Source organism: Bacillus sp. 05T31 (assembly GCF_056396725.1).
In genome coordinates this window covers 1-19540 of sequence record NZ_JBFTMA010000024.1, presented here as the reverse complement: position 1 = coordinate 19540, position 19540 = coordinate 1, and the positions used below count along the sequence as shown (strand labels likewise).

Sequence of the window (19540 nt, the reverse complement as noted above, 5' to 3'; positions counted from 1 at the left end):
GCTTTAATCCGTGGGAGGCTCTATTCCCACGGATTATTAGCCTTCACCAATCGGGTTTTTACGGGCAGTTTGATTTCTCGCCTAACCTCTTTGCTTCAACCGAATTTTGAGGCGGGAGTCTTACTGCCCGTTAAAACGGGATAAAGTGAAGCTGTAATCAATCCGAACGAAAATAAACAAAAAGGCTGTCGTAAATTCCGACAGCCTATAACGAACAACTTCCGCCTTCTTTTAGTACGAGTAACTCTACTGCTAATTTTTCGCATTTTTCAAGTGCAGGTACTTCTTCAAAAGACATAAAGTATATATGTTGAATCTTCTTTGCGATGTATTTCGGATCATCAAACACACTTACGACGTTTACAACATCGCTCGCTTCTGTTTCATAAAACTCCGGTCCCATTTGAAACGGATCCCAATTTTTCACAACCTCAATCATTTTGTCATATGCACCCATCTGCTTCCCGCCTTTTCACTTTTTAATGCTTTTCTTTATCGTATCACATCAGCTATTCTATAAGAAGAGTGAGAATTTTCATAACTTAACAGTTTGACAGAAGAAAGGAGCAAACATATGCAACTATTTCATAAAACGGTAAATCGTCGCGGAACGCATAGTACAAAATGGGATACATATAAAAATGAAGAGCTCATCCACGCTTGGATTGCCGATATGGATTTTGAAGTACCAAAACCAATTCAAACTGCATTACAAAAACGCACAGAACATCCTATTTTCGGCTATACACTTCCTCCTGAAAATATTGGGGATATCATTTGTAATTGGACGAAAAGCCAATACAATTGGGAAATACAAAAAGAATGGATTGTATTTAGCGCAGGTATCGTYCCAGCTCTTAGTACGAGCATACAAGCTATAACGAAAGAAGGAGAAGCCGTACTCGTACAACCTCCTATTTATCCACCATTTTTTGAAATGGTCAAAACAAATAATAGACAATTATGTGAGAGTCCCTTRTTTAAACAAAWTGGCATATATAAGATAGACTTCGAGCATCTAGAAACTCAATTTAAACAAGGTGTAAAACTAATGCTTCTTTGCAGCCCTCACAATCCTATCGGGCGCGTTTGGACGAAAGAGGAGCTAACAAAACTTGGTACGTTATGTACGCAATATAATGTAACCGTTGTCGCGGATGAAATTCACGCCGATATTATTTATAGAGGCCATACTCATACACCGTTGTTGAAGATAACGCTCAATTTGCTTGTGCGTATATTCAAAATCACATACCAGCTCTTTCTGTAATTAAACCAGAAGGTAGTTTTTTACTGTGGATTGATTGTTCCCACTTGGATCTTTCTCAAGATGAACGAACAGCATTGCTTGAAGAGAAAGGTAAAATCATCGTTGAGCCTGGTGAGAAATACGGAACAGGTGGAGAAGCCTATATCCGAATTAACATTGGCTGTCCTAGATCTGTTTTAGAAGAAATTTTAAACAGACTACACCATACATTCTCATAACAAAAAAGGAGGCTATCCCAAAATGATTTTGGGACAACCTCCTTTTTTTGGTAAATCGATATAATTCCACTTACTATCAGGCGGTTTCACAACAAAAGCTACCATTCACGGTAGCTTCTATTTTTTCTTCATATCCGACACTTTTTTCACGATAACACCGCAAGCAATTCGGCCACCAGATTTACCAGTTGGTTGCGTCATACCATCATCAGCGTTTTCTGTAATAATAATAGACGCTCCATCTTTTCTATGAATCGTCGTTTTTCCTTCTTCAAGCGTTATATGCGGAGCATCGATTTCTGCTTTAATCTTTCCCGAACCGTCTGCAAYTACGTTCGGTAAATCACCATTTTCYGCACCTTTCGGATTSARGAGYCCRTGYTTTTTATTATCCGGATTAAAATGATTCCCAGATGATTCGAAACKWGGCGCTTTACATTCTCCGATTTCATGCACATGTATCCCGTGTGGTCCTGGTGTAAAGCCTTCCGCTTTAATCGTAATTTTCACTCCACTTGTTTGCTGAACTACTTTTGCAGTCCCAACTTCATCACCTGAAGCATTATGTAATTTTACATCAATTTCTTTCGGCTTCCCTTGGTCACAACCCGCCATTAGAAATAATAAACAACAACTGAAAAAAAGCCGTCTTTTCATTCAATTCCCTCCAAAATGCTTTCTGCCCTTAGATTGTCCGAGCATAGAGGGAAACATACAAAAATGAATTACTGTTTCTTTTCAGCTAAAAGCTTTTCTTCTACTTTCTGTAATCGCTCTGCTTCTCGTTTTGATACACGAATAAACATACGCCACGTAGCAACCGCACCGATGATAAATAGAACGCAAACAATACCTGGAATAATATACTCCGTTTTATCTTCAGGAAAATATAAAGGCATCATATAGACCCCTCCTTATCAGGGAATTTATAGGAATAATCAACATCGGAATTTTCTGTTATATTATTTTAAATTATAGTTGAAGCCTGGCATATTCTCAAGAGGGCATTCCGAAAGCAAATGATTTCTTTGACTCCTTCGCGCACTTTCCTTACTATAAACTTGAGGTGAAAAATATGAGAGAAACATTTGAAATTGGTGAAATCGTTACTGGTATTTATAAAACTGGAAAATACATCGGCGAAATTACAAATAGCCGTCCTGGCAGTTACGTCGTAAAAGTGTTAGCTGTTTTAAAACATCCGGTGCAAGGTGATTTACATAATGTAAAACAAGCTGACGTACCATTTTTCCATGAAAGACGTGCTTTAGCTTTTCGTGAACAGACGAACATTCCAGAGCAAATGGTGAAGAAATATGAAGGGGAAATTCCGGATTATACAGAGTCACTAAAATTAGCATTAGAAACTCAAATGAATTCATTTTCTGAAGATGATTCACCTTTTGCGGGGCGTAGTCTAGAAACACTTCAGCAATTGAAGCAAGATTACAAACTTTAAAAAACAAAACGACCAAATTACATATTTTGCAATTTGGTCGTTACTGTGTACTCACTTTCTTTAACACTTTCGAAAAATCAACAAGTTCCCCTAATGTCGGAGGTGCTGGTTTGACTAAATACTCTTTATCTTTTTCTACTAACTTAAAAATATTATATGTCGTCATCGCATCATCAAGYGCACAATGATGCTTTCCTGTTCCTGCTTTTCCATACGCCTCAATTGCYTTCCACAGCCCTGTTTGATTTCTCTCTCCAAAAAACTTCTTATACTCAAGCGATAAATCACGACACTGTCCAAAGAATGGAAATTCTACTCCCGCCATTTCACAGTTATGCTTTAAGACTTTCATATCCATATTTCCCCACGTTACAATTGTCGGTTTACCACTCTTTTCATATTCTGCAAGTTTCTCAACAAGTTCATGAAAAGAAATTCCTTTGTCCACTACTTCCTGTTTAATTCCTAAAAATTTTTTACATCGATCCGTTAAAGACGGAAATGTTTTCGGTCTAATATGCGATGAATACGTATCTTCCACCTTACAACCAACAACTGAAACGAGTCCGACCTCAATAATTTCTGGGAAAAAACCTTTTGGCTTTTTTCTATGCTGGGGCATCGTAAACTCAAAGTCTAAAAACAAAAATCGTTGTTCATCCATACGATCCCTTCCTTATCATATTTGTCATTCCTTTCTATTTGACACTCCTACACGAACAAGCTCGAATGCTGATTCGATTTTAAATATTCAGATTGGATGTATCTTATATATATGTCAGATGCCCACAAATATTTTTAAAAATAAGAAAAAATGACCTATGCAGAAAATATGACAAAATAAACCCTTTCATTTACATCCGCCATTTTTCTACTTTATAATGACGKTATGTGTGTTTCATCTAGTTAATTTTTTGACACACTAAGAAAAGTGAATGAAAGGAGATGAGAGTTTTGCACGAAACAACGCAAGAACTCGCAAACTGGCAGTATTATTTCGCTATCGCAGTCTTTTTAATTACATATGCCATTATTATTTCTGAAAAAATTAACCGTGCTGTCATCGCACTTCTTGGTGCAGCATTCATGGTAATTGCAGGGGTCGTTGACTTACACAATGCCTTTACGAAACATATTGAATGGGGAACAATTACATTACTCATCGGTATGATGATACTCGTAAACATTACAAGTAAGTCAGGTGTCTTCCAATACGTTGCCATTAAAGCCGCAAAAGGAGCACAAGGAAATCCAATTAAAATTTTAATTTCACTTTCCTTACTTACCGCGCTCGGTTCCGCATTTTTAGATAACGTTACAACAGTACTTCTTGTTGTTCCAGTTACTTTATCTATTACGCGCATCTTGCAAGTAAATCCTGTTCCATATTTACTTTCTGAAATTATTTTTTCAAATATCGGAGGAACAGCAACATTAATTGGTGATCCGCCAAACATTATGATTGGTTCTGCAAATAAGCATTTAGATTTCAATGCTTTCTTATTCAACTTAGCACCTATCGTAATCATCATTATTGCTGTTACAGCAACAATTCTTTACTTCATGTACCGTAAGCAATTAATTGCTGATCCTGTACAAATTAAAAAATTAATGAGCTTAGATGAAAAACAATACATTAAAGACCCAGTATTAATGAAGAAATCTTTAACAGTACTTGGCCTGACTATTTTAGGTTTCATGACTCATTCTATTTTCCATATTGATGCAGCTATCATCGCCTTAACTGGCGCTACTGTACTTATGCTAATCGGTGTGAAAGAGCATGAAATTGAAGAGGTATTCGCAAGTGTAGAGTGGGTAACAATCTTCTTCTTCGCGGGACTATTCGTACTCGTTGGAGGACTTATTGATATCGGGCTTATCAAAATGTTAGCTCAAAAAGTAATTGGAATAACAGGCGGAGATATTTCTCAGGCATCTATCCTTGTTCTATGGGTATCTGGTATCGCCTCTGCAACAATCGATAACATTCCATTCGTTGCAACAATGATTCCACTTATTAACGATATGGCAGTTGGGCTAGGTTTATCACCTTCTGACGCACAAATCGACGTACTATGGTGGGCATTAGCACTAGGTGCTTGCTTAGGTGGAAACGGAACATTAATCGGAGCTTCTGCTAACGTAATCGTAGCCGGAATCGCAAGTCGTGAAGGACATAAATTCAGCTACATGGAATTCCTTAAAGTCGGCTTCCCAATTATGATCGTTTCATTAATCATTTCTCATATTTACATTTACTTACGCTATCTTATGTAGTAGAAAAAAGCGCCCTGCTCAGCAGGGCGCTTTCATTCTTTTTTCAGCATATCCGAACTATTATAGAACCAAATATATCGACCGCAGGGCAACTTTGATACGCCTACTCGTTATACCTCACCGGCTCATTCCGAATAATGAACAAATGAATCGGCAAGAAAACCGAAAACGTGATTGTATGAATGATCGTAAATAGTATGGAATTCGTTCCGTATCTATCCAAAATAGCATAGATAAGATAAATAGACAGTACAAGTGATACAGCTGTTGCTAATATATATAGAATTGGTACGAAATTAAAGATGAAGCATCCAACATATATGCCAAATACTTTCCACCCTGCTTCTTCTTTCAAGAAATCTGGTAATTTATCTTTCGCTAAATCACCCCATATCTTACTATTTATAAACGGAATAAAAGCAAGAACACCATCAGTTGCACCATCATTTTTCGCCATCGTATAAAGTGCAAAAGCCGTTAACAAATACGAAATAATTGCCCAAATTATTATAACAAGAATAAACGCAAAACTAAGAGCAAAGAAACCTGCTAGTACGCCTTGATCTTCCATCTTATCCTCTCCTCTCTCTTCTCAACATATTTCATTACAGTGCAAGTTATGTTTTAAAATTTAACCAAACTCTTTGTATAATAAGAAGAGAAAGATAATGAGAGAGGAGTACATACCTATGCATCCATTTGTAAAGGCATTACAAGAGCATTTTACAGCTCATCAAAATCCCGAAAAAGCAGAACCGATGGCACGTTATATGAAAAATCACTTCCCGTTTCTCGGTATTCAAACTCCTGAGAGAAGACAGTTATTGAAAGACGTAATTCAAATACATACTCTCCCAGATAAAAAGGACTTCCAAATTATCGTGCGTGAACTTTGGGACCTACCAGAACGTGAATTTCAAGCTGCCGCACTCGATATCATGCAAAAATATAAAAAACACATAAATGAAACTCACATCCCATTTTTAGAAGAACTTATTGTCACAAAATCTTGGTGGGATTCTGTTGATAGCATCGTCCCTACATTTTTAGGTGCTATCTTTTTAAAACATCCAGAATTAATTTCTGCATATATTCCAAAATGGATTGCATCAGAAAACATATGGTTACAACGTGCCGCTATTTTATTCCAGCTGAAATATAAACAAAAAATGGATGAAGAACTCCTTTTCTGGATTATCGGACAACTACATTCCTCAAAAGAATTTTTCATTCAAAAAGCAATCGGCTGGGTCCTTCGCGAATATGCAAAAACAAAACCAGATGTAGTATGGGAATACGTTCAAAACAACGAACTCGCTCCATTAAGTAAACGCGAAGCAATTAAGCACATTAAGCAAAATTACGGAATAAATAAAGTGAAACTTTAATCCGTGAGGGTTTTGTTCATCCCCCACGGATTATTAGTTGAACCAATCGGGCTTTTACGGGCAGTTGATCACCCAACTAATTTCTGTGCTCCAGCTGAATTTTTGGGTGGGGGGCTTACTGCCCGTTAATGCGGGATAACGAAAAAATAGGCGAGACTCTATCATAGATAGGCACGCCCCTCTATTGTGATTTAAAAAAGAACGTGTTAAAATATGTTCATTATTAATATAAGTAGCGATGACGGACTTATAAGTACTTGCACAAAAAGCGATTCAGGGATAGTGAAAGCCTGAAGCTGCAAGGAAACGGCAGTCTCGAGCAATACGTGATGAAAGTGGATGTGCAAAATGCACATCAACTAGGGTGGAACCGCGGGTATATACAAGCTCGTCCCTAGGCATGATTGCCTAGAGACGAGCTTTTTTTGTATTTTAAAATTAAAAGCGCAAGCGGCTCGCTCAGAATGTGAGGGGGATGGAGCTTCTGACATAGATGCGTTTTTGCCTCGGCGGAAGAAGCGAAGCCACCGAACATTCTAGCCGCTGGAGCTGGATATACCTAAAAGCGGAGGTGACTTGCTCAGAACAGAAGGGCATTGGAGCTCCTGACGAAGAGGCGCTTTTTGCCTCACAGGAAGGCGCGAAATGACCGACTGTTCTAGTCACCAGAGCTGGAGCTAGCGGAGATGCCCCGTTTCCAAAGTACCCATCACGTCATCGCAAATACGTTAACTTTCAAAAGGAGGATTTTATTATGTATTCAATGGAACAAGTTGTAAACTTAGCGAAACATCGCGGTTTCGTTTTCCCTGGTTCTGAAATTTACGGTGGTCTTGCAAACACATGGGATTACGGTCCACTTGGAATCGAATTAAAAAATAACGTCAAAAAAGCTTGGTGGAAAAAATTCATTCAAGAATCTCCACACAACGTTGGTTTAGATGCTGCTATTTTAATGAACCCAAAAACTTGGATCGCTTCTGGTCACGTTGGTAACTTTAATGATCCAATGATCGACTGTAAAAAATGTAAAGCTCGTCACCGTGCTGACAAATTAATTGAAGATGCATTAGACGCAAAAGGCATCGAAATGGTCGTTGACGGTCTTACTTTCGACCAAATGGCTGACTTAATGAAAGAACATGAAGTAAAATGCCCAGATTGCGGTAGTCAAGAATTCACGGAAATCCGTCAGTTCAACTTAATGTTCAAAACATTCCAAGGTGTTACAGAGTCTAGCACAAACGAAATCTTCCTTCGTCCTGAAACAGCACAAGGTATTTTCGTAAACTTTAAAAACGTACAACGCTCTATGCGTAAGAAACTTCCATTTGGTATCGGCCAAATCGGTAAAAGTTTCCGTAACGAAATCACACCTGGTAACTTCACATTCCGTACACGTGAATTCGAACAAATGGAACTTGAATTCTTCTGTAAGCCTGGTGAAGATTTAGAGTGGTTCGCATTTTGGCGTGAAACTTGTAAAAACTGGTTACTTTCACTTGGTATGACTGAAGAAAGCATGCGTCTTCGTGACCACGGTGAAGACGAATTATCTCACTACAGTAACGCAACAACTGATATTGAATTCAGATTCCCATTCGGTTGGGGCGAACTATGGGGCGTTGCATCTCGTACAGACTTCGATTTAAAACGTCACATGGAACACTCTAACGAAGACTTTAACTATATCGATCCACAAACGAATGAGCGTTACGTGCCTTACTGCATCGAGCCATCTCTAGGTGCAGACCGTGTAACATTAGCATTCTTATGTGATGCATATGAAGAAGAGCAATTAGAAAACGATTCTCGTACAGTTCTTCGTTTCCACCCTGCTTTAGCACCATATAAAGCAGCTATCTTACCATTATCTAAAAAGCTATCTGAAGGTGCTACTGAAGTATTCGCAGAACTAGCTAAAGACTTCATGGTAGACTTTGATGAAACTGGTTCTATCGGTAAACGTTACCGTCGTCAAGACGAAATCGGTACTCCATTCTGTATCACATACGACTTCGACTCTGTTGAAGACAAAGCTGTTACAGTACGTGACCGTGACACAATGGAACAAGTTCGTATGCCAATTAGCGAACTAAAAGGTTTCTTAGAGAAAAAAATCCAGTTCTAATTATAAAGTGAAACTTTAATCAGTAGGGGTTTTGTTCATCCCCCACTGATTATTAGCCTTCACCAATCGGGCGTTTACGGGCAGTTGATCTCCCACCTGAATTTTGAGGTGGGAGTTTTACTGCCCGTTAATGCGGGATAAAAAAGAGGCAGCTCATAAGAGCTGCCTCTTTTCTATTTTTCACGTTTTTCTTTAATTGCTACTGTACATCTTGATATGCATAGTAAATCATCATTTTCATCAATGATGCGAATATCCCAAACCATTGTCGATTGTCCTCTATGTATCGGTGTTCCAATTGCTGTTACAATTCCATCTTTCTTTGAGCGAATATGATTTGCATTAATTTCTAATCCGAAACAAATACATTTTTCTTGATCAATTAAATTGTATGAACCAACACTTGCCACAGTTTCTGCTAATGCAACAGATGCACCGCCATGTAAAAATCCAAACGGCTGATGCGTACGTTCATCAACAGGCATTGTAGCAACTACTTTATCCTCTGTCATTTCTAACAACTCAATTCCAAGCGAATCCATTAAAGTTTTTGACATATCGTTTTCAACCTCTCTCCCTTTAGATCAAATGTATAATTTTACCTGTTTAATTTCAAACTACCTATAACACTTATATAAGGAGGTTTCACCTAAATGAAACAGAAATTTTGTATACTATTGCTTATGTTCTCCTTGCTGACTATTGTACCAAATTGTGCAATAGCAGCCAAAGCATCCAACCTGACAATCAATGTTAAGACTGTAACGCAAAAAGGTAAGAAACCTTATATAGAATATCAAATTAATAGGCCTTCCTTTCACAACTTTTCTGATTCGAAATTTCAAAATAAGCTGAATTCCTATTACAAAAACTCTACTACTAAATTTAAAAGTAAATTAGAAAAAGAAGCGAAGAAATATTATGAAGAAACAGAAGGATCTAGCACACCTTTTCATCCATACGTTGCAAATGTTGACTATAAAGTAGCTTTAAACAAACCACCTTTCCTAAGTCTATATGTGAATTACTATCAATATACAGGCGGAGCGCACGGACTGTATACGTGGAAGGCAAATACATTTGATTTAAACGAAAAAAAATTATTACACTTAGACGATTTATTTCAACAAGAGGATAAATATAAAGAAATAATTCGCACAGAGATTGTAAGACAAATTAAACAAAATGAAAGCATTTATTTTCCTGATGCAGTCGAAAAAGTAACGAGCACTAAAAAGTTTCACTACTTTTTAGAACCCGATAATCTTGTGATTTATTTCCCTTTATATGAAATTGCTCCTTATTCAAGCGGAATTCCGCAGTTTCGTATTCCATACACATTGCTTAGAGACTATTTAAAGCCTTCTTATCAAAATATTTTGATTGACAACAAGTAAATATTTTCGCTACGATAATGTTAACCTAAACACAACTGGAGGTTAACATTATGAAGAAGCTTCATGTTTTAGATTTAGCATTAGCTGCCATGTTCGTCGCTCTTATGGCTATTGGTGCAAATATTGTATCGTGGGCACCATTCTTACAAATAGCGGGCATTCCATTATCTATGCAACCATTTTTCGCAATTTTAGCAGGTCTTCTTCTTGGGAGTAGACTTGGGGCATTATCAATGACTGTTTACATGCTTGTTGGAGTAGCAGGTGCGCCAATCTTCGCTAACTTCAAAGCTGGATTTGGAGCACTTTTAGATCCTACTGGTGGYTTTATTATCGCATTTATTATCGTTGCTTACGTATCAGGAAAACTAGTAGAACAAAAAGAACGACCAACATTCAGTACATTTGCAATTGCCTCTTTCACAGGAATCATTTTAACGTATATTATCGGTACTACTTATATGTACGGGGCAGTCAATTTCTTCATGGGTGGTAATATGAGTTATAAAGCGGCTTGGATGATTATGATGTGGTTCGCAGTAAAGGATATTGCGTTTACAATTATCGGCGCTATTATCGCACCTCGCATATACTATGCTGTACGTCGTTCCGCTTATCAGCATTCTCATTCGACGATTTCATAATAAACAAGGAGCTGTTCCTATAGGAACAGCTCCTTGTTTATTATATTAAGACTCTTGCTTCATTTGCTCGTCTAAAACTTTCTTCATCATTACTAGCATATCATCACGTAATTCTGGGTGCTGCAATGCCATTTCAATTGTCGTTTGAACGAATCCTAATTTTTCACCAACGTCATAACGCTTTCCTTCRAAATCATATGCAAATACACGTTGAATTTCATTTAAGCTTTGAATTGCATCCGTTAACTGAATTTCGCCACCCGCTCCAACTTGTTGCTGTTCYAAGAACATAAAGATTTCAGGAGTTAAAATGTAACGTCCCATAATCGCTAAGTTTGAAGGCGCAGTACCTTGCGCTGGTTTTTCAACGAATTTACGAACTTGATAACGACGTCCCTCTTGCTCTAACGGATCAATAATTCCGTAGCGATGTGTTTCTGCTTCAGGAACAGTTTGTACACCAATAACAGAAGAAAGTGTTTTGTCATACTCGTCCATTAATTGACGTAAACATGGTTTTTCAGCTTGAACGATATCATCGCCTAATAATACTGCAAACGGCTCATCACCAATGAATTTACGTGCGCACCAAACAGCATGTCCTAATCCTTTTGGTTCTTTTTGTCGAATGTAATGGATATCTACCATTTTAGAAGAAGCTTGTACTTTTTCAAGTAACTCATACTTTTTCTTCTCTAATAAGTTTTGCTCTAATTCAAATGCGTTATCAAAATGATCTTCGATAGAGCGCTTTCCTTTACCAGTAACGATAATAATATCTTCGATGCCTGATTTTACTGCTTCTTCTACGATGTATTGAATTGTTGGTTTATCTACAATTGGAAGCATTTCTTTTGGCATTGCTTTCGTTGCTGGTAAAAAGCGTGTTCCTAATCCCGCTGCCGGGATAATTGCTTTTCTCACTTTTTTCATGACAAATACCCTCGCTTTTCATTCTAATTCTCTTAGTAAAGTGCAAATTTATAACACTCGCTCGTAATAATCCTCTACATCAAACAAAACTATAAGAAAAGAGGAGGCCGTTCTCCGTTCTCCCCTTTTCCTATCTGTAGCACTCTATTCTATTATAAACGATTCATAATATCTTCTTTAATAGTAARTAACTTTTGTTCACTATTTTGTAAGGAATCATCTTGTACACCAAAGTAGAATTTAATTTTCGGCTCTGTTCCAGATGGACGTAAGCAGAACCAAGAACCATCTTCTAATTGATATTTTAACACATTTGATTTCGGTAAGTGAATCTCTTCCTTATTTCCATCTTGTAACGTTGTAATGATGCTTTCYTTATAATCCTCMACYGCAACGACTGTTAAACCAGCTACTTCTTTCGGAGGATTCCCGCGGAATGTTGCCATCATCTTTTGAATCTGTTCGGCACCATCTTTTCCTTTTAACGTTAACGATACAAGGTCCTCACGGAAGAACCCATACTTCTTAAATACTTCTAGCAGACCATCGTATAACGTTTTACCTTGTGATTTGTAGTATGCAGCTACTTCACATGCAAATAGGACTGATTGCACCGCATCTTTATCACGGCAGAATGGACGGATTAAATAACCATAGCTTTCCTCATAACCGAATTGGAATTCATATTGTCCGCTTTCTTCGTACTGTTTAATTTTTTCACCGATAAATTTAAATCCAGTTAACGTATCAACTGTATCTAAACCGTATGATTTTGCGATTGTACGGCCAATTTCAGACGTTACGATTGTTTTTAAAACAACACCGTTTTCTGGAAGCGTTCCGTTTTCCTTCTTTTGTGATAATAAGTAATCAAGCATTAACGCACCTGTTTGGTTACCAGTTAACACTTGGAACTCACCATCATGATTGCGAACTGCTACACCTAGACGGTCTGCATCAGGATCTGTTGCGATTAACACATCAGCGCCTACTTTTTCACCGTCGCGAATTGCATACTCAAACGCTGCGTGCTCTTCTGGATTTGGTGATTTTACTGTAGAGAAGTTTGGATCTGGTAACTCTTGCTCTTTTACAACTGTTACATTTGTAAATCCAACTTCTTCTAAACCACGGCGTGCTGAAATGTTTGATGTTCCGTGTAATGGTGTAAAGACGATTTTTAAATCTTTTCCTACTTCTTTCACCATCTCTTTATTAATAATGACATTGTTCAATTCTGCCGCATATGCATCATCTACTTCTTGTCCAACTATATGTAATAAGCCATCAGCTTTTAATTGCTCAACATCAGCAACTTCAACTGTTAATTCATTTTCTACTGCATTTACATAGCTAATTAACTCATCAGCTTCTTTTGGAGGCAACTGCCCACCATCTTCACCATATACTTTATAACCGTTATATTCGGGCGGATTATGGCTTGCCGTAAGAACGATTCCACTTACTGTATGTAAATGACGAACTGCGAAAGAAAGCACTGGTGTTGGACGTAAGCTTTCAAATACATATGTTGTAATACCCTGTGCACCAAGAGTAGCAGCTACTTCCATTGCGAATTCAGGTGATTTATGACGAGAATCATACGCGACAACAACACCACGTTTTTTCGCTTCTTCACCTGATTTTTCAATAAACCTAGCTAATCCTTTTGTTGCTTTACGAACTGTATATACGTTTAAACGGTTCGTACCAGCACCAAGTTCACCACGCATACCACCTGTACCGAACTCTAGATTTTTATAAAAGCTATCCTCGATTTTCTTCTCATCTTGCTTCATGTTTTCTAGCTGTTCTTTTAATTCTGTGTCTAATTCTGCATATGAAAGCCAGCGACTAAATTCTTGTTTCCAATTCATACTTCCATCTCCTCTCGCCTGTCGTACCTTCATTATATGAAAAAAACAACCTGCATCTCAATATTTTTTAAAATCTAGCAGGATTTTACTATAAATATTTGTATACACTATGGTTAAATACTCCACCAAAGGGAATGAGGATTATGCAAGAATGGGGCTTGTCAGAAGAGCTCAAAATAAAAACAAAGCAGATGATTGAAATTGCTGAAAAAGAATTATCAAACATGAAGCATGCAATCGATAACGAAGATGAATGTATTTTATGTAAAATGGAAGATATTCATCATATGTTAACAAATGTACAGACGTTAGCAGCTACATATTATATTCAAGCATATTTATCACCTTATACGGAAAGTTCACATTTCATCACTACAGCTGTCCAACATTTAAGCGCTCGAAAACATGGTGCTCTTATTATTGTGGAACGAAGTGACGCTCTTGATTCTTTCATTCAAACTGGAACGACATTAAACGCACACTTAACCGCGCCACTACTTGAATCGATTTTTTACCCAGGGAACCCTCTTCATGACGGAGCCGTTCTCATTAAAAATAATCATATTGTCTCAGCAGCTAATATTCTTCCATTAACAAAAAGTATAGAAATCAATCCTGAGCTAGGAACACGTCATAGGGCTGCAATTGGCTTATCAGAGAAAAGCGATGCACTTATATTAGTTGTCTCTGAGGAAACAGGGCGTACTTCATTCGCTTTAGGCGGGACGTTATATACGATTTCTTTATAGGACGAATCTTTCACTATGTAGCACTTTTTGGAACGGTAAAGTAATAAATGAAATTATATCAACCGTAACTCCAAATATATCGACGTTTCGACAAGGAGTATCGACTTACCGACAAAAACTTACAATAGTCATACCATATCAATAAGAAAAGGCTATCCCAAAAATTTGAGACAGCCCTTTCTTCAAAAATTATTCTTCTCCGAAACGCTCAACAAGTGTTGCAAGTGTACGCACCATTGCACCTGTTGCTCCAGATGGTCCTAAATCATGTGCTCCTGATGTTTCAGATGTTCCAGCGATGTCTAAGTGTACCCATGGTGTTTCTTCTGCAAATTCACCAAGGAATGTCCCAGCCATAACCGCATGTCCTTCACGGCCTGGTGAGTTATTTAAATCAGCAAATTTACTGTTCTTGACACGTTCTTTATCACGTTCAAAAATCGGCAATTGCCAAATTGGCTCATCCGTTTCCATAGAAGCCTCTAACACTTGTTCAAACAATTCTTCATTATTTGTCATCGCGCCTGTTGTATGATTTCCAAGTGCAACAATTACACCGCCTGTTAATGTTGCAACATCAACTAAGTAATTTGCGCCAAGTTTCTTCGCATACGTAATACCGTCAGCTAACGCTAGGCGACCTTCTGCATCTGTATTTAATACTTCAATTGTTTTTCCGCTCATAGATGTAATAACATCATCTGGCTTAAATGCTGTACCACTTACAACGTTGTCAGTTGATGGAATAACAGCAATTACATTTTGCTCGGGGCGAAGTTCACCGATGATCTCCATCGCGCCAAGAACAGCTGCAGCGCCGCCCATATCACCTTTCATACCAACCATGCCTTCACGTGGTTTTAAAGAATAACCGCCTGTATCATATGTAATCCCTTTTCCAACAAATCCAATTACATCTTTCCACTCTTCTTTTCCTTTATAAATAAGAGCGATCATTTTTGGMGGTTCAGTAGATCCTTGGTTTACTGCAAGTAATGCACCCATACCAAGCTCTTCCATCTCTTCTTTCTCAAGAACCTTATAATCCATATCGTATTTTTCTGCTAATTCAACTGCATACTCAGCAAGCTTTGTCGCTGTTAATACGTTTGGCGGCATATTTACAAGCGTACGAGCTGAATTCGTTGCACGTCCATGTACGTATCCTACCGTTAATGCTGCTTCAATTTCTTGTGCATCTTCTGCTGTAATAGCCGTAAACTTCTCTAATTCTACACGATCCTTTTTATCTGCTTTATACGTTTGTAATTCATATGTACCAAGACCTTGTACTTCTGCCGCAATATGAGCTACATCAATCGCATCTAATTTATCTGTCACGAAAGAATCAAGTAAGATTGCTGCATCTTGCACTTTTGCTGCTTGTAACGCTTTAAACGCCTTACCAAGAGCCGCACGTAACGTTTCTGTTGTATATGACTCTTTCTTACCTAAACCAACAAAATAATAACGTTTAACATTTGTTTTTCCTAAGCTATGTACTTTTGAAATGGCTTTCTTCTTAGTTGAAAGTTCTTTTTCTTCTAATAAAACTTGTAATTGTCCTTCAAACGCTTTATCCAGCTCTTGTACAAAGCTACTCKTTTTATCTTCTTCAAATAAGGCAACAATTACCGCTTCATGACTTACTAATTCTTTTTGTACTTGAAACATGTTCAGACCCCCTAAATTTCTCTACGTCCATTATAACTTTATTTTCGATAAAATGCGACAATTCTAAATTCTGTTATTTCATATAAAGTGAAACTTTAATTAATAGGAGTTTTGTTCATCCCCCACTGATTATCAGCCCGCACCAATCGGGCGTTTACGGGTATCAGGGCTCCCACCTACCTTCTTCGCTCCAGCTGAATTTTGAGGTGGGAGTTTTACCGGCCGCAAATAGCAGGATAAAGATGCTATCTCCAATATCTTCTATGGTGAAATAAGACAAGAAAAAAGTCTAGCGTTATTACCACTAGACTATCTTTGTTTTAAATATTGTCCACGAAACACTTGCATCGTTTCGTCTTGATTTAACATCGTTAACTCTTCTTCCGAAAACTTACCATTTCCTATTTTCACTATATACACATTTACTTTTTTCTTACCCCATTGGCTATAAACATCTTTCACCGTATCATAATATAAATCAAGACGATTTCCTTTTATAGCACCGCCCTTATCAGCTACAACACCATATCCGTAACCTGGCACGAATAGAATTGTCCCAAGCGGGAATACGCGCAAGTCAGCAGCGATTGTGGAATATAAATCCCTTTTTGCTTTAACACCTGAATATGTAATGCCATACTCTGGATGCCCCGGCCTCTTTCCAGTTGACTCTATACCTGATGTATAGCCAGTTGCAGTCATTTCTATAACACGATATTTAGACCAGTCATTTGCCTGTTCTAAAGCATTTATCACTTCTTTACTCGGAGCAACTTTTTTCTCAATTTCTGCTGCATGTACTTCTTTTACACTTGTTCCTTCATATGATTTTATAATCTCTAATAAAGAAACTCCTGTGAAAGCCTGCCATGTTACGCATAATGCGAATGCAAGTAAACAAGTCATCATAATGCGAATACAATATCGTTTTAACATTTTTATATTCCACACTCCTTCATCGTTAATCATTCCCTATACGATGAAGGAATATGCAAAAAAATAATCTCCAAATTGATTGGAGATTAAAACATTTGATATCCACTTTTTCGAAGTTTTTTAATTATGATTCCTGCTAAAGCAGCACCTACTAATCCAGTAGATAGAATAAACACATCTGCGTGTCCTAAATGCGATACACTTGTCCCAAATGAAGAAAATGTTTCTTTTGGCTTTGAAAAATAGTCCCATACACTCGCTTTATTAATAATAAGCATACAAATAATCGGATATACAATAACCATTACCCACGTAGCTCGCAAAATCATGTTGAGTAAAAATCCAATTCCAAAAAATAAAATAAAGAACAACATCATTGAAATAAGTAGTACCGGTATACTCACTTCTTCTCCCTCTCCTTCGCATACGCCGTAAACACATGATAAGCCGTATAACCAAATTGCTCTCCTGGATTTAATGTTTTGTCCATTTCAAAATGCGACTCTGCTCTTCCTTCTAATAAATATTTGATGAGTACAGAAGTATTTTGATCATCTGCAATATTTTCTGGATGTAAAAAAGCTACTTCCGACAATTCTTTCTCCTGTACGATAACGTCTTCTCCCTCTGGCTCTAGAAGAAAAATAATCATATTATCACTAATTTCATTATGAATAACACCTGAGCGAATACCAATAATCCCCTTTACATGAGCAACAATGCCTGTCTCTTCCAAAATTTCACGTTTCACAGCTTCATCAACAGTCCCCATCTTCTGTAGCTACTAAGCCACTGACAGCTAACCACACTTTCCCTCGCTTCCCCATGATATAACCTCCTCCATCAAAACGAACAGAATATTCTTTCTTTTTTATATATTATACTATATTTTCAATACGAAAAAAGCAGAAACAGCTCATAGCCGTTTCTGCTTTTTCTACTATATATTAAAAGAACTTCAATTTACCTTTTTTAAGAACTAATAAAGGTCCGCCTAGTAAGAATAAGTAACGGTTGTCRATTACTTTCTTCATGAATGAAGCTTTCCAACCTGTTAACTTTTTRCCCATAACAACGCCCATTGCATCGTCATGACCTAATGAACATACAGATCCTTTATTATCAAATGCGAACTTTTTCATTTCACCTTTGCCGCGAACTAACACAGTTAAATTGTGTGCAATATTATAACCTTCTTGAATTGCAATCTGTGCTGTTGGTGGGTATGGACGGTTAATTTCTTCGTTGATGATTAACGCTGCATCRCCAACCATGAATACATCTTCATGACCYGGAGCGTGCATGTACTCATCCACTTTAATACGTCCGCGCATTGCTTCAAATCCAGACTCTTCCACAATACCATTACCACGAACACCTGCAGCCCAAACTACAGTTTCAGATTTAAGAAGTTCAGCATCATCACCGTTGGCAACGATAATACCTTCTTCAGTTGCTTCCTTAATTGCTGTACCGATGCGGAATTCTACACCTTTTTTCTCAAGTTGTTTTACAGCGTACTCTACTAATGCTGGATCGAAACCAGGAAGTGCTGTTGGAGCAGCTTCTACACAGATGATACGTGCTTTTTCACGTGGAACATCRTACTCTTTGCAAAGTTCAGGAATACGGTTTGCAAGCTCACCTACGTACTCGATACCAGTAAATCCAGCGCCACCAACAACGATTGTTACTAACTCATCACGTTTTTCAGTCGCATATTGAGCGAATTTTTCTTCCATATGCTCACGAATTTGACGAGTTGCATTAATGTTAGTGATTGAGAATGCATGCTCTTTTAATCCTTTAATTCCGAACGTTTCTGATTCGAAACCAAGACCGATTACTAAGTAATCATACTCTAATTCACCATCTTTTAAGATAATACGTTTTTCAGCAGCTTTAATCTCTACTACTGTATCTTGTACAAAGTTCACTTTATTTGTATCGATAACGTCTTGAATATCTAGACAGATTTTATCATCTTGTAATGTACCAGCTGCACTCTCATGTAACCAAGTTGCTTGGTAGTGATAGCTGTTGTTGTTTACTAACGTAATTTCAGCTTCACTTACAGATAATGTTTTTTGCAGACGAACAGTCGTAATCATCCCGCCATAACCTGCACCTAAAACTACGATTTTTGGAGTCTTCACTAAATCACAACCCTTTTCTTTATATAATAGTAATAAAAAATAATACCAAGTACTAAAAACTCTATTTGTCAAGAATGTGGAATTTATCACATTCTATATCATAACAAAACGCAGTCAAAAAATCGTACGAAATTTGTCATAGAAATTTAACATAATACTTCCCTATATTAGTCGGTTTCATTCCATAATTCAAGCACCTAGAGAATTATCAATATTTTAAAATAACATAGCGTTTTCAAGGGTTTTTCATCCTTTTTTTCATGTATTTTCCTTCCGCTATATTTTATACAATTCTAAAACATCTATGCGCAAACTTACTTATTATTCAGTCGTTTTCAGAAGTATTATTAACTGAAATATGCTATCATTTATTTGAAAGTGTCATCATTTGCAGGATTTTCATGTACATATGAACAATATATGAAATC

General features: G+C 37.4%; 19 protein-coding genes and 2 pseudogenes. 8 read left to right on the top strand and 13 right to left on the bottom strand.

Features of this window, described 5'->3' with window-relative positions:
* Window positions 1-205 precede the first annotated feature (205 nt).
* The gene (locus AC1DJR_RS03225; RefSeq protein WP_002015854.1) at window positions 206-457 is read right to left on the bottom strand and encodes a YugE family protein; all 252 of its coding nucleotides are present in this window, start codon (window positions 455-457) and stop codon (window positions 206-208) included.
* Between the two features lie 117 nt (window positions 458-574).
* Between AC1DJR_RS03225 and AC1DJR_RS03220 the strand changes: the two are divergent.
* Window positions 575-1488, top strand: a pseudogene (locus AC1DJR_RS03220) (MalY/PatB family protein).
* A gap of 117 nt (window positions 1489-1605) precedes the next feature.
* Here AC1DJR_RS03220 and AC1DJR_RS03215 read toward each other — a convergent pair.
* Window positions 1606-2145, bottom strand: coding sequence for a superoxide dismutase family protein (locus AC1DJR_RS03215; protein ID WP_477001992.1), 540 nt, complete (start codon window positions 2143-2145; stop codon window positions 1606-1608).
* Window positions 2146-2213: 68 nt separating this feature from the next.
* Window positions 2214-2390, bottom strand: coding sequence for a hypothetical protein (locus AC1DJR_RS03210; protein WP_000982763.1), 177 nt, complete (start codon window positions 2388-2390; stop codon window positions 2214-2216).
* A 173-nt stretch (window positions 2391-2563) separates the two neighbouring features.
* Between AC1DJR_RS03210 and kapB the strand changes: the two genes are divergently transcribed.
* Complete coding sequence (gene kapB / locus AC1DJR_RS03205) at window positions 2564-2947, top strand: kinase-associated lipoprotein KapB (RefSeq protein WP_001209324.1); 384 nt, start codon at window positions 2564-2566, stop codon at window positions 2945-2947.
* 40 nt (window positions 2948-2987) lie between these two features.
* Here kapB and kapD read toward each other — a convergent pair whose 3' ends face one another.
* On the bottom strand, window positions 2988-3611 hold the full coding sequence (gene kapD / locus AC1DJR_RS03200; protein ID WP_002034559.1) for a 3'-5' exonuclease KapD: 624 nt from the start codon (window positions 3609-3611) through the stop codon (window positions 2988-2990).
* A 290-nt stretch (window positions 3612-3901) separates the two neighbouring features.
* On the opposite strand from kapD, the gene AC1DJR_RS03195 reads away from it, so the two are divergent.
* The gene (locus tag AC1DJR_RS03195) at window positions 3902-5227 is read left to right on the top strand and encodes an ArsB/NhaD family transporter (RefSeq protein ID WP_002145115.1); all 1326 of its coding nucleotides are present in this window, start codon (window positions 3902-3904) and stop codon (window positions 5225-5227) included.
* Between the two features lie 103 nt (window positions 5228-5330).
* Here AC1DJR_RS03195 and AC1DJR_RS03190 read toward each other — a convergent pair whose 3' ends face one another.
* Window positions 5331-5798, bottom strand: a complete 468-nt coding sequence (locus tag AC1DJR_RS03190) for a hypothetical protein (RefSeq protein ID WP_002015861.1) — start codon at window positions 5796-5798, stop codon at window positions 5331-5333.
* A gap of 118 nt (window positions 5799-5916) precedes the next feature.
* On the opposite strand from AC1DJR_RS03190, the gene AC1DJR_RS03185 reads away from it, so the two are divergent.
* Both AC1DJR_RS03185 and AC1DJR_RS03180 read left to right on the top strand, forming a co-directional pair.
* Complete coding sequence (locus tag AC1DJR_RS03185; protein ID WP_429686409.1) at window positions 5917-6615, top strand: DNA alkylation repair protein; 699 nt, start codon at window positions 5917-5919, stop codon at window positions 6613-6615.
* Window positions 6616-7369: 754 nt separating this feature from the next.
* Window positions 7370-8746 carry a glycine--tRNA ligase gene (locus AC1DJR_RS03180; RefSeq protein ID WP_002015863.1) on the top strand — a complete coding sequence of 459 codons (1377 nt, stop codon included), beginning with the start codon at window positions 7370-7372 and terminating at the stop codon, window positions 8744-8746.
* A gap of 173 nt (window positions 8747-8919) precedes the next feature.
* Here the strand turns inward: AC1DJR_RS03180 and AC1DJR_RS03175 are convergent, their stop codons facing one another.
* Entirely contained in the window at window positions 8920-9303 is a 384-nt protein-coding gene (locus AC1DJR_RS03175; RefSeq protein ID WP_404441858.1) for a hotdog fold thioesterase, read from the bottom strand.
* A gap of 96 nt (window positions 9304-9399) precedes the next feature.
* Here AC1DJR_RS03175 and AC1DJR_RS03170 point away from each other — a divergent pair, with 96 nt between their 5' ends.
* Complete coding sequence (locus tag AC1DJR_RS03170) at window positions 9400-10143, top strand: DUF3298 and DUF4163 domain-containing protein (protein ID WP_002089296.1); 744 nt, start codon at window positions 9400-9402, stop codon at window positions 10141-10143.
* 50 nt (window positions 10144-10193) lie between these two features.
* The gene (locus AC1DJR_RS03165; protein WP_429692156.1) at window positions 10194-10787 is read left to right on the top strand and encodes a biotin transporter BioY; all 594 of its coding nucleotides are present in this window, start codon (window positions 10194-10196) and stop codon (window positions 10785-10787) included.
* A 45-nt stretch (window positions 10788-10832) separates the two neighbouring features.
* On the opposite strand, the gene galU is transcribed toward AC1DJR_RS03165, so the two are convergent.
* Window positions 10833-11720: a UTP--glucose-1-phosphate uridylyltransferase GalU gene (gene galU, locus AC1DJR_RS03160; protein WP_002015869.1), complete on the bottom strand. Its 888-nt coding sequence runs from the start codon at window positions 11718-11720 to the stop codon at window positions 10833-10835.
* 152 nt (window positions 11721-11872) lie between these two features.
* On the bottom strand, window positions 11873-13597 hold the full coding sequence (locus AC1DJR_RS03155) for a phospho-sugar mutase (protein ID WP_477001991.1): 1725 nt from the start codon (window positions 13595-13597) through the stop codon (window positions 11873-11875).
* Between the two features lie 143 nt (window positions 13598-13740).
* On the opposite strand from AC1DJR_RS03155, the gene cdaS reads away from it, so the two are divergent.
* Window positions 13741-14346, top strand: coding sequence for a sporulation-specific diadenylate cyclase CdaS (gene cdaS, locus AC1DJR_RS03150; RefSeq protein ID WP_429688758.1), 606 nt, complete (start codon window positions 13741-13743; stop codon window positions 14344-14346).
* 189 nt (window positions 14347-14535) lie between these two features.
* On the opposite strand, the gene pepA is transcribed toward cdaS, so the two are convergent.
* From pepA to AC1DJR_RS03125, 5 genes and pseudogenes are all read right to left on the bottom strand, one after another.
* Window positions 14536-16020, bottom strand: coding sequence for a cytosol aminopeptidase (gene pepA / locus AC1DJR_RS03145; RefSeq protein WP_477001990.1), 1485 nt, complete (start codon window positions 16018-16020; stop codon window positions 14536-14538).
* 309 nt (window positions 16021-16329) lie between these two features.
* Window positions 16330-16956, bottom strand: coding sequence for a 3D domain-containing protein (locus AC1DJR_RS03140; protein ID WP_002089307.1), 627 nt, complete (start codon window positions 16954-16956; stop codon window positions 16330-16332).
* 86 nt (window positions 16957-17042) lie between these two features.
* Window positions 17043-17360: a YuiB family protein gene (locus AC1DJR_RS03135; RefSeq protein WP_002089308.1), complete on the bottom strand. Its 318-nt coding sequence runs from the start codon at window positions 17358-17360 to the stop codon at window positions 17043-17045.
* Window positions 17357-17783 (bottom strand): annotated as a pseudogene (locus AC1DJR_RS03130) (NUDIX domain-containing protein). Before AC1DJR_RS03130 ends, AC1DJR_RS03135 begins: the two are co-directional and overlap by 4 nt.
* A 120-nt stretch (window positions 17784-17903) precedes the next feature.
* Window positions 17904-19112, bottom strand: a complete 1209-nt coding sequence (locus tag AC1DJR_RS03125; protein ID WP_002067919.1) for an NAD(P)/FAD-dependent oxidoreductase — start codon at window positions 19110-19112, stop codon at window positions 17904-17906.
* Window positions 19113-19540 lie beyond the last annotated feature (428 nt).

Excerpts from the sequence above, each read along its gene's own strand:
- AC1DJR_RS03190 (WP_002015861.1), bottom strand. The coding sequence starts at position 5,798 with ATGGAAGATCAAGGCGTACTAGCAGGTTTCTTTGCTCTTAGTTTTGCG.
- AC1DJR_RS03170 (WP_002089296.1), top strand. The coding sequence starts at position 9,400 with ATGAAACAGAAATTTTGTATACTATTGCTTATGTTCTCCTTGCTGACT.
- AC1DJR_RS03175 (WP_404441858.1), bottom strand. The coding sequence starts at position 9,303 with ATGTCAAAAACTTTAATGGATTCGCTTGGAATTGAGTTGTTAGAAATG.
- kapB (WP_001209324.1), top strand. The coding sequence starts at position 2,564 with ATGAGAGAAACATTTGAAATTGGTGAAATCGTTACTGGTATTTATAAA.
- cdaS (WP_429688758.1), top strand. The coding sequence starts at position 13,741 with ATGCAAGAATGGGGCTTGTCAGAAGAGCTCAAAATAAAAACAAAGCAG.
- AC1DJR_RS03185 (WP_429686409.1), top strand. The coding sequence starts at position 5,917 with ATGCATCCATTTGTAAAGGCATTACAAGAGCATTTTACAGCTCATCAA.
- AC1DJR_RS03140 (WP_002089307.1), bottom strand. The coding sequence starts at position 16,956 with ATGTTAAAACGATATTGTATTCGCATTATGATGACTTGTTTACTTGCA.
- AC1DJR_RS03210 (WP_000982763.1), bottom strand. The coding sequence starts at position 2,390 with ATGATGCCTTTATATTTTCCTGAAGATAAAACGGAGTATATTATTCCA.
- AC1DJR_RS03180 (WP_002015863.1), top strand. The coding sequence starts at position 7,370 with ATGTATTCAATGGAACAAGTTGTAAACTTAGCGAAACATCGCGGTTTC.
- AC1DJR_RS03225 (WP_002015854.1), bottom strand. The coding sequence starts at position 457 with ATGGGTGCATATGACAAAATGATTGAGGTTGTGAAAAATTGGGATCCG.